This window comes from Photobacterium sp. GB-1 (assembly GCF_003026165.1).
Lineage (GTDB): Bacteria > Pseudomonadota > Gammaproteobacteria > Enterobacterales > Vibrionaceae > Photobacterium.
Genome location: NZ_PYOB01000066.1, coordinates 1 through 659 on the forward strand (window position 1 = coordinate 1; position 659 = coordinate 659).

A 659-nucleotide genomic window follows, 5' to 3' on the forward strand; every position below is an offset into this window, starting at 1 on the left:
TAGGCGCTCTAAACGGCGAGAAAGAGTGGGAAGACAAGATTGTTGAACTAGCAGAAGCTCTAGATAACTACATCCCAGAGCCAGAGCGTGCAATCGATCGTCCATTCATTCTTCCAATCGAAGATGTATTCTCAATCCAAGGCCGTGGTACTGTTGTAACTGGTCGTGTTGAGCAAGGTATCATCAAAGTTGGTGACGAAGTTGCTATCGTTGGTATCGTAGACACTATTACAACTACTTGTACTGGTGTTGAGATGTTCCGTAAGCTTCTTGACGAAGGTCGTGCTGGTGAGAACGTTGGTGTTCTTCTACGTGGTACTAAGCGTGATGAAGTTCAACGTGGTCAAGTACTTGCTAAGCCAGGTTCAATCACTCCACACACAACTTTCACTTCAGAAATCTATGTGCTTTCTAAAGATGAAGGTGGTCGTCACACTCCTTTCTTCAAAGGTTACCGTCCACAGTTCTACTTCCGTACAACTGACGTAACTGGTACTATCGAGCTACCAGAAGGCGTTGAAATGGTAATGCCTGGTGATAACATCGCTATGACTGTTACTCTAATCGCACCTATCGCGATGGACGAAGGTCTACGTTTTGCTATCCGTGAAGGTGGCCGTACAGTTGGTGCTGGTGTTGTTGCAACTATCATTGCATAA

Annotated in this window: 1 protein-coding gene; it reads left to right on the forward strand. The window is 45.4% G+C overall.

All coding sequences use genetic code 11. The features are described from left to right. Positions 1 to 659, forward strand: a 659-nt coding sequence (locus C9J45_RS21445; RefSeq protein ID WP_255418473.1) for an EF-Tu/IF-2/RF-3 family GTPase, incomplete at its 5' end; no start/stop codon positions are given.